Here is an 8,811-nt window from a genome sequence, read left to right as displayed (position 1 = left end):
CCGCCACCAATGGCGCCTAATGCAGCGCCAAGTCCTAACGTCGTACCCAGTGCTGCAGCATCAATGCCTAATCCTAATAACGCGCCGGCCGCCGCGCCCGATGTGGTTCTGATCCCATAACTTTTAAGTAGGTCTGGATCAAAGGGGTCTTGCTGATAGGCCTGTAGTTCAAGGGGTGTTGAGGCTATATCATTATCATAGAACCTATATAGATTGAGTAAGCTATTTTGCATAGCGCGCTCGCTTTGACGAACCGCCTCCCTCATCTGCGTGAGGACAGGCATTGGATCATCGTCCTCATTAATCTCACGGACAAAGGCGGCGACATTTAGCAAAAAGTCAGCAATGATAATATTTGCCTCATCATATAGTCTTGCCCAGTCCTCAGTGCGGCGCTGCATTAACTGCTCAAGCATTTCTGAATGAGTCAGCATAGTCGCAAGATTACCCCACAAGCGCATCTCATCGTCGAACTCAAACGCTACCGAATCAAAGCGAGTTGAGATATGCAGATTACGACGTGCCAGCATCATTTGCCAGTCATCGATATTAGCGTCTTGACTATCGGTAAAGTTAAACACAGGCATCACGGGTATTGCCGCCCATGACAGTATTGCCAGCTCATCTTTATATTTACCCAATACCGGCTCGCGCGCATCGACGACGTAGATGGCCATATCACTTGCCAGCAATTGCCTGATGACTTTGGCCTCTTGACTATAGTCATCAAAACCCGTCGCGTCTCCAGTTGCAATATCTGCCGCCAAAAATTGCCCTAAGCGCTCGATGCCATCACGGCGACTGGCAGTATTGTCCTCAAGCCAGTCCATAAGTCCTGAGGCGTCCTCTAATCCTGGCGTGTCATACAAAGTCACCAGCACTTCACCTGTCTGGCTGTCCGTCAGCTGCGCGCGCTCCACATGACGAGTGGTCGCCGCTTCATTTTTGACTTCACCAAAATAAACATCACGCAGTAGGGTACGGAGTATGGAGGTCTTACCCGTATTGGTATGCCCAACAACGGCCAACTTTAAGGACTCACCACTGGCAACTGTAGTTTTATTCCCATTATTAAGCTTGTTATCAACAGTCTGACTACTATTCTCTTTATCAATCGATATAGGTTGTGATGGTTCAGCGTCGCTAAGTGAGGTATTAGCATTATTGTCTATAGCGTCACTGGTAGTTATAGGCGTATCATAAGCCTTGTCAGCGAACAGACCTCTACCTTTTGGCTTTTGATTAGGCTTGTTGTTAGATTGATCATTATTCATAATGAATTCTTATCGTTGTCGTTCTTATTATTACCATGCTTATAATTGTAGCGTAAATAGTTGTAGCGCATAATCAGTTTAGATAACTCAAAGTCTAGCATTTACGTTATCTGTCATTAATTGATAAGAAGGAGTATGGGCTAATATAAGATGAATAAGGTAAAAAGTCAGTAGAGGATATAGCCGCTTGCGTCATTTTATGTCAGGCGTACTTTTATACCTACTCTCTATTCACTGCTAACCAGACCAATTTCACGAGCAGATAGCGCTGTTTGCCACTGCCCAAATCGCGCTTGGCTCTGTATGTCATCAGTAGTGCCGCCTAATAACTGAACGATAAGCCCTTGTTTGGCATGACTGGCGATGCTATCGAGCTTGCGTAACGTTCCGCGATCAGGCAGCGCGTGACTATGAATACCCAGTAGCACCTGTACAGGGTGCATGTCTAAATAAGCAATGAGCCGCGCCATATCATCGCGATCATCAAGAATACCGAAATCCTTGATCTCGTCATTGGCCTTATCATTGACAGTATTAAGACCTGCCTGCCACCAACGCTCATCATCATAAGGATACTCAAGTAGCGCCACTAGTTTTTTGCCAGCACTTACCTGTGCCTTTGGTGCAACAGGGGCAGGCGCTTGCTTAAAATCATCAGCATCAACGACCTTACGCTGCCAAAAGTTAATTATTTTTTGATAATAAGGCAGTTTGATATCTAAGCGCATCTTTTTGCGGCGGAACATAAACGCGCAAAATGCCCAAGCAATCGCCCGAGGTACAATACCGTACATCAGCAAACTACCAATGAGTAGGCCGGACCACTGACGGGCGATAGATAAGGGTAGGGCGTTGGTGACCAAACGACTTTGAATAATCGCCTCATTATCAGGTACACTAAAGCCTACCATGCTAGGCAACCAGCCGAGCACTTGCGTCAAGGTAATAAGCGCTTGATCAGAGAGCAGTGTTGACTCCCAACTAAAGCTATATTGACGTACTATCAGCAAAAATATAATCGCAAGCAGCATGCCAGTAAGCGTCGCCAGCCACAACTGATGGCTAAACTTGCCCAAATACCAGCGCATACCACTATGCTCTAGCTGACGCTCATAAAGATTAACCGCCGCTTGGGTAACATCATCCTTGCCGCGTATCAAACGGTTGGGGCTGACAAAACTGGCAAACCAACTAGGCGTTTGCTTACCTTGATTCATCAGCGTGAGCACAAGCCAGCCCACCAGCATAATCGTATGAAAGCCAAGTAAGCAGACCAAAACATAAAAGAAATTAACGACATTGGCCTGTAGCAAGGTAAATAAACCCAAAAATCCTGATAGGCACCACACGATACTCATGATGAGCATGATGCCTTTGATACGACCGTCTATCTTGCCTAAGACTCGCGCCAGCGCACCGTTGCTGTCGATACGAGTCGCACGGCGATGCAATTTTTGGATCGGCGTGCCATCTTCGTTTTGCAACTTTTCGGTTATCAGTAGCGGATCGGTCGCAAACACATGCTGCTGGCTCTCAAGCGTACGCACCAGCTCAGTCAATTGGTCTTGGGGTGATAGCATGTTCTGATATCCATGTAAAAATCAAGGTGAGAGGTTAAAGCATAAAAGTAGCTTATCATAACCAAAAACGCGCTAATAACAAAGCTATCTAGTCTATAGCCTGTTTTTGCAACTCTAAAAGCTTGTTAATAAAAATCATAATATGCACGGTTTTGTCACAGTAAAAGTTATAAAAATCAGCCAAAATAAATGAGTAAGACAAAGACGTGAATAGTAGAAACAAAAGTAATAAAGGATTTATTATGAAAAATAAAGTCTATCTTATCATCGGCGGTACAGGCGGTATTGGTCAGGCGATGGTTGAGCACCTTATGCAAGCGACCGCTAATGAACAAAGCAGCGAAGTCAACAACAGCACTAAAATATTCGCCACTTACCATAGAAGCGTTCCTGACTTTGAAGCAGATAATCTACATTGGTTACAAATGGATGTCAGCGACGAGGATAGTATTGCGCAAGCGGCCGACGCTATCAAGCAGCACAGCACTCATTTAGATTGGGTCATTAACTGTGTCGGGCTACTGCACACAGATACCTCGCAACCAGAAAAAGCCTTGAGACAAGTGGAGACGACTTTCTTCTTACAAAATATGCAAATTAACGCCTTGGCAGGTTTGCTCATTGCCAAACACATCAAGCCCTTATTAGCAAAAGCTGAGCGTAGTGATGATAGGCCTGCGATATACGCAACGATATCTGCGCGCGTGGGTAGCATTAGCGATAACGAGCTTGGCGGCTGGTATAGCTATCGCATGAGCAAAGCGGCGCTCAATATGGGTATGAAAAACTTGAGTATTGAATGGAGCCGCTCATTAAAAGACGTCTGTATCGTGGTTATGCAACCAGGTACGGTCAACACACAATTATCAGCGCCTTTTCAGGGTAATGTCGCAGAAGGTCATCTATTCTCGCCTGCCTACAGCGCTGAATGCTTACTGGACGTACTATCTAGTATGACGGCGGCGCAATCGGGGAGTTTTGTGGATTGGTCAGGGGCGTCGATACCTTGGTAAATATAATCTTAGAAAAGTAAATCAGTACAAAAAAAGGGCGTGACGTTATTTAATCAACGACACGCCCTTTTAATTCAAAAATTAATTAGTCACAAACAAGTCCATGAACTCGTTAACAGGCGTTTGCTCTAAGCGCGCTTGATCATCACATAGGGCGATAATTTCATTACAGCGCGTCTCAACGAAGCGCGTGGCTAGATTGGCTCTGAACTTCGCCTCCAGTATAGGAATACCTGCCTCGCGCCGGCGTTTATGCCCGATAGGATATTCAATAGCCACTTTATCCGTACTGCTACCATCGTTAAAAAATACTTGAATGGCATTGGCAATAGAGCGCTTACTCGGATCGTGATAATCTGCTGAGTAGCTCGGATCTTCTACGACCTCCATCTTGCGGCGTAGCGGATCAATAAGTAGATGATGCTGTTCGTGGTAATCATCCTCGTAGTCCTCTGCCATCAGGTCTCCTGTTAATAGGGCAACGGCAACCATATACTGTAAACAGTGATCTCGATCCGCAGGGTTGGATAGCGCGCCTTCTTTTGAGATAATTCGAATCGCTGACTCATGGGTGGTTAGGACGATTTTATCGATGTCATCAATTCTATCTGCTATACGCGGATGCAAAATTACCGCCGCCTCACAAGCCGTCTGCGCATGAAACTCGGCGGGGAAGCTGAGTTTAAACAAGATGTTTTCCATAACATAACTGCCAAACTCGCGCTGAAACCTAAATTGACGCTCACCCTCAGGCTTAAGTGCTAAGTCTTTGTTGGTATGGCTAAAGAGCACATCATAAAATCCCCATTGCGGCGCGGTTAAAGCACCAGGAATACCCATCTCACCGCGCAGGGTAATATCGACTAGGCGTACCGCACGGCTAGTGGCATCACCTGCTGCCCAAGATTTGCGGCTACCGGCGTTGGGCGCATGACGATACGTACGCAGCGCTTGACCATCGACCAAGGACTGTGAGATTGCCGCCATCATACGCTCGCGCGGCAAGTTGTGCAGCTTTGCCACGACCGCGGTTGAAGCCAGCTTAACCAAAAATACATGATCGAGACCGACACGGTTAAAGGAGTTCTCCAGAGCCAGAACCCCTTGAATCTCATGCGCCATAATCATCGCCTCTAGCACATGACGCATGGTGAGTGGTTCATGCCCTCGGCTGATATTGCATTGACTGATATAGTCAGCGACAGCCAAGATACCACCGAGATTATCAGAAGGGTGTCCCCATTCTGCCGCCAGCCAAGTATCATTGTAATCCAGCCAGCGCACCATGCAGCCAATATCAAAAGCGGCCTTGATCGGATCTAGCCTGTAAGCAGTACCGGGCACGCGCGCGCCATTTGGGGTGATTTGATCAGGGCTGTTCGGTCCTAAATGTTTGGTGCATTCAGGGAATCGCAGTGCTAGCAGACCGCAGCCAAGCGTATCCATCAGGCAATGACGCGCAGTATGCCAAGCCTCAACGCTATTTGGGGAGTCGTTATCGATAGAATAATTAAGGACATAATCGGCGATTTTTTGAATTTCATCGTCGTACTCTGGACGAACGTTGCTCTCTACAGTAGACATAACCAGTACCTCTTCCTTGAGTCAAATAGGGATGAGCTATTTTTTAGTCAGAAACTAACAATAGTCATGACTCAAAAGTAGCACAGTCGCTAGCGACTCGCCAAAGGGTATTATGTTATGAATGTTTGTAGGTATGAGTTTTAAGGGACAAGATTTAGGTCATTAAATAGATAAGACCTGCGATAAACAGCAGACCTAATATCAGTAATAAAAAGGTAAGTACATTGGCCACAATGCCTGAGGATTCTTTTTTTACTTTGATTTTTTGCGGGACTCGCAATACCATTTTGATATGTTCGATACCGTCCTCTAAATAACGCTCGCCCTCAGGGATAAAACCTAATGACTCGTAGAAGGGTAGCAAGTAGGTTTGCGCAGAGATAATAATAGGCTTTTTGCCATATTTTTTGCGGCAGTATCTAATGGCATCGGTCATGATCTGACGCGCCAGCCCAGAGCTGCGGTATTGCGGCAGTACCAGCACGCGGCCGATAGCAGGCATAGTGTTCAATGCAGCGTGAGAGGATGAGGTGATAACAGAGAGATTGGTGCTAAGAGTATTGAATTCAGGCGGAATAATACGGCAGTAACCGATGAGCGCCTCGTCTTTGTGCGCGATCAGATGCAAGCAGTCAAAATCGACTTCGTCCATATCTTGATAAGCGCAGTTTTGCTCTACCACAAAAACCTGCGAGCGGGCTTTTAAAATGTGGTAGAGATCAATGCCGGTCAGCTCATCAAAACTCTTTATTGATAATTCACTATCCATAATAAGACTTTATTAATTTACTAAGCGCATTTTATTAGCTTGAACGGTCTTAGCATAAGGGCTAATACCTTTGTCCATGATTTTGATCGTTTCAGAATCAATATGTTTGCCAAAGTTATTAAAGGCATTGTGGTTACCTGATATCAGGCGCTGCCAATCATTCATCCACTGTTTGCCCAAAGCGAGCTGTGAGGCGATAATTTGTGAATTGATATCACCAATAGACTCTATAAAGGCTTTTTCTTTTTCAGAGATCATCGTTTGAATCTCTTTTTGCTGCGTATCTGTGTCCATAGGCATGCTCGCCAGATTCCAGATACGAGTGGTCATGACTTGTGGAATCGCCATAAACATCGCCACTGTTTTTTGTTGCAATTGCAACGCAGGCGCTGAGCCCATCATCGACGTGGGTAGTGAAAACTCTGGCATTTGAAATGTAATCATTGATATCTCTTTGTTATATAAAAGCGCTACGGTTTATACTAAGGAGTAAGTATACATGCCATCGCTTTAACCAAACATAGTAGTATGCTTGGGAATAAAAAGCATTTTACTCCGCTCAATACAATTAGCAACCGCACAAGTGTATTCTTTGTGACTCAAGTGACATATCAAAGGGGAGATCTGATATAAAAAGAGCCGATATAAAGTCCGCTTAGCCATTAATGGTTTGGCTGATTTTGTCTAAATTTAAGCTATCGGACATCGCGCTAAATATCTCGTAATACTTACCGCCTTTATCATACAGCTCCTCGTGCGTACCGGTTTCAACCACTCGGCCGTTCTCTATTACCACCAAATCATCAGCATCAATGATTTGCGCGATATTGTGCGAGACCATAATGACAGTGCGATCCTTTTTGATCAGATCCAAGCTTTTTTTGACCTGCTGACTGGCGATAGCATCGAGGCTAGCGGTTGGCTCATCTAAAAATACAATCGGGGGATCTTTTAAGAACATTCTTGCCAGCGCAATACGTTGCTGCTGACCACCCGATAGCGATTTTGCGGTACTGTCATAACCGTCTGCGAGGGTGATGACCTGCTCATGAATCGAGGCTTTTTTAGCCGCGACTATGATGTCATCCATGCTGGCGTTCATATTGCCGTAGCGAATGTTTTCGCTAATAGTACCTGAGAATATATGATTGCTCTGTAGCACCAAGCCTATACGTTGACGCAGTTCATGCGTGTCACAGTCTGCTAGATCATGACCATCTAATAGTATAGTGCCTGAGTCAGGCTCATAAAACTTCACTAGCAGACTGATAATAGTGCTCTTGCCAGCACCAGAGAGACCAACGAGCGCGGTAATGCGATTAGGCTTAATAGTGAAGCTGACATCTTTTAGCGCCTGCGTACCATTGGGGTAAGTAAAATCAACGTTTTTAAGCTCAATATGACCTGTTAGGTTTTTGGTACTCATACCTGTGATGTTTTCTACTTGCTTGTCATCTTCTAATATCTCAAAAAACCCTTCGGCATAAGTCAAAGCGTTATTAATCTGATCATAAATACGGTGCAATTGACGAATAGGCGCGGCGACGTTTTGAAACAGCATAACGTGGAACAATATCATGCCGATGGTCATCTCGCCTTGTAAGACAAAATAAGAAGTAAGCAAAATAATGACCACCACGCCGATCTGCTCGATAAAGGTCTTAATAGCATCGTAGATAAAGCCAATACTACGAATGCGCAGCTGATTATCGGTCATCTCTTTTTGGATTTTAAGATGCTTTTGCGCTTCAATAGGCTCGCGGACAAAGGATTTGACCACGCTAATTGAGTTGATTAGGGAGATAACTAAGCCGCTTTTGGCTTCTCGAAAGCCGCGCATCTGCCGACGAAATCCTTGCAAGCGCCGCGCTTGTTTTTGACTGATAAAGAAATAAATAGGAATAATAATCAAACCAACTAAGCCTATCCAAAAGTTGGTCGAAAACATGATAATTAAAGACACTAAGGCACTGGCAAACAGCGGTAGCATATCGATAAAGAAGTTTTGCACCAGGCTTGTTAGGCTACTAACCCCATAATCAATACGGGTTTGTAATTTGCCACTGTCGTTCTCGCTACTGGTATAAAACGCCATGCGGTAGGTGAGAATGCGCTCGATAATCTTTTGTGATAAGTCACGCGATAGATTAATGCGAATCTTTTCGCCATAAAAGCGCTGACCAAAGGAGATAAATATCGATAATACCTCTTTGGATAACAGCACGACGCTAATGATAGTCAGCATCCGCAAACCCGCTTCCCAAGGCTCAGCTAAGGTTGCAATCTCGGTCAAGGTATCGACCGCATAACGCAGCACAAAGGCGTTGACCTGCGCGGTAAAGGAGCCAAGCACTGTTAAAATCAGTGTCGCAACAATCAAGACTTTATAAGGCGCCGCAAAAACAGCGAGCTTTTTGAGAATATCCCATAACAAAGCACGCCGCTCAGTCTTTTTGACCGGCGGCTTTTTGTCGAAAGGGGATTTGCTAAGATTAGGAGTGTTTGTCATGCAGGTAGGGTAAAGTAATCGCGCTTAAAAATCTATATTCATAAGTTTATTAAGATAGCATTTATTTAGATTTTGTAGGGTG

Annotated in this window: 7 protein-coding genes; 1 reads left to right on the top strand and 6 read right to left on the bottom strand. The window is 45.0% G+C overall.

Annotation, left to right across the window (positions count from 1 at the left end):
* On the bottom strand, positions 1 to 1,274 hold a 1,274-nt coding region (locus ACTXGO_RS07085; protein WP_443573842.1), incomplete at its 3' end, for a DUF3482 domain-containing protein.
* A gap of 227 nt (positions 1,275 to 1,501) precedes the next feature.
* On the bottom strand, positions 1,502 to 2,854 hold the full coding sequence (locus ACTXGO_RS07080) for a DUF2868 domain-containing protein (RefSeq protein ID WP_443543064.1): 1,353 nt from the start codon (positions 2,852 to 2,854) through the stop codon (positions 1,502 to 1,504).
* A gap of 242 nt (positions 2,855 to 3,096) precedes the next feature.
* On the opposite strand from ACTXGO_RS07080, the gene ACTXGO_RS07075 reads away from it, so the two are divergent.
* Positions 3,097 to 3,867 carry an SDR family oxidoreductase gene (locus tag ACTXGO_RS07075; RefSeq protein WP_435950973.1) on the top strand — a complete coding sequence of 257 codons (771 nt, stop codon included), beginning with the start codon at positions 3,097 to 3,099 and terminating at the stop codon, positions 3,865 to 3,867.
* 81 nt (positions 3,868 to 3,948) lie between these two features.
* Here ACTXGO_RS07075 and ACTXGO_RS07070 read toward each other — a convergent pair whose 3' ends face one another.
* The 4 genes from ACTXGO_RS07070 to ACTXGO_RS07055 all read right to left on the bottom strand — a co-directional run bounded on the left by ACTXGO_RS07070 (position 3,949) and on the right by ACTXGO_RS07055 (position 8,729).
* Entirely contained in the window at positions 3,949 to 5,451 is a 1,503-nt protein-coding gene (locus tag ACTXGO_RS07070) for a bifunctional 2-methylcitrate dehydratase/aconitate hydratase (protein WP_443543062.1), read from the bottom strand.
* A 154-nt stretch (positions 5,452 to 5,605) separates the two neighbouring features.
* Positions 5,606 to 6,220, bottom strand: coding sequence for a GNAT family N-acetyltransferase (locus ACTXGO_RS07065; RefSeq protein WP_443573840.1), 615 nt, complete (start codon positions 6,218 to 6,220; stop codon positions 5,606 to 5,608).
* 12 nt (positions 6,221 to 6,232) lie between these two features.
* Positions 6,233 to 6,664, bottom strand: coding sequence for a hypothetical protein (locus ACTXGO_RS07060; RefSeq protein ID WP_443573838.1), 432 nt, complete (start codon positions 6,662 to 6,664; stop codon positions 6,233 to 6,235).
* A gap of 211 nt (positions 6,665 to 6,875) precedes the next feature.
* Positions 6,876 to 8,729 carry an ABC transporter ATP-binding protein gene (locus ACTXGO_RS07055; protein WP_443573836.1) on the bottom strand — a complete coding sequence of 618 codons (1,854 nt, stop codon included), beginning with the start codon at positions 8,727 to 8,729 and terminating at the stop codon, positions 6,876 to 6,878.
* Between the last annotated feature and the right edge of the window lie 82 nt (positions 8,730 to 8,811).

The sequence above is a fragment of the Psychrobacter sp. T6-1 genome, from assembly GCF_052258445.1.
This window is presented reverse-complemented; position numbering and strand designations above follow the sequence as displayed.